A 1,228-nucleotide genomic window follows, 5' to 3' on the forward strand; every position below is an offset into this window, starting at 1 on the left:
CAGACCACCACAATGCCAGCCCAACAACAACACATCCCACCACCAACACTTCACCAAATACCAGTAAGGCCAGCTGTGACCCTAACCGGTCACTCAGCAGCCCGGTAAAGATCACCGGCAGGCTGAACCCCAGGTACGCCAGCAGGAAGAACCCGGCGCTGGCCCGTGTCTGCTCGCTGCCGGCCAACTGGTTCACGGCTGCCAGCCCACCCAGGTAGATAAACCCGTAGCACGCACTGCTGGCCGCCACCGCACCCAGCAATACCGCGCCTAGCTGGCCGCTGTCCGCACCCCAGGCCAGCACGGCATAGCTGCACGGCAATATCACCAGCCCCAGCAATGTGGCTGTACGGCTGCTGAGGCGCCGTGCCATGGGCTGGAACAACAACCCGCAGCTGATCACGCAAAAGGTCGAGAACCCCGACCAGGCGCTAAGCCCGTGCTGGCGCAGGATGCCCGGCAGCAGGGCGATCACCAGCCCCACGCAGGCCCACGCCAGCAGAATGGCCAGGCCATAGGCCACGCTGCCACGTGGGTAGCAGGGCAGGCGCAGCATGGGGTTGCGTTGTGCCGGGCGTGGGTCCGGCAGGCGCCAAACCAGCAGCATGGCCAGCGCCGCCAGCAGCAGTTGCAGGTGGAAGCTGCCTGGGGTCAGGCTGGGGCCGCGCAGCAGGAACAGGCTGGTCAGCGCCGCGCCCAGGCCAAAGCCCAGCGAGGTGCTGGCGGTAACCCAATTGGCGGCGCGGGTGTTGTCCGCGCCGCCCATCAACTCACCCATGTAGGCGGTGGCCGTTGCCGACGCCAGGCCAGTGCCCAGGCCGAGGAACAGCCGCGCCAGCCCCAGAGTGTGCAGTTTGGGGGCCGCCAGCATCAGCACGGTGGCGACCATCGACAGGGCCAGTGCGGCAAGCACCAATGGCCGGCGCCCGACCCGGTCGGCCAGCCCGCCCAGGGCCAGCAGCACGGGTAGCACGCCGAGCACATAGCCGGAGAAGGCTACTGCGGTGGCGGCGGCGCCTTGGCCGGAAAGGTCGGCGTAGGTGATGTACAGCGGGGCCTGCAGATTGACGGCCAGGGTGATCAGGCAGAGGGCGAAGGCCAGGCGGGCCGGGGCGGAGGGCATGGGTAGGATCCTGGTTCTGTAGTGGCTGTACCGGCCCTTTCGCGGGTGAACCCGCTCCCACAGGTACTGCACCGCTCTCGGGTTGGGTGCGATCGCTGTTGGAGC

General features: G+C 67.8%; 1 protein-coding gene. It reads right to left on the minus strand.

The window, feature by feature from the left end; translation table 11 throughout:
- The coding region (locus ACK1U9_RS16560) for an MFS transporter (RefSeq protein ID WP_449110035.1) at nt 1–1,123 on the minus strand (1,123 nt) is incomplete at its 3' end.
- Between the last annotated feature and the right edge of the window lie 105 nt (nt 1,124–1,228).

The organism is Pseudomonas sp. XP1 (assembly GCF_053557675.1).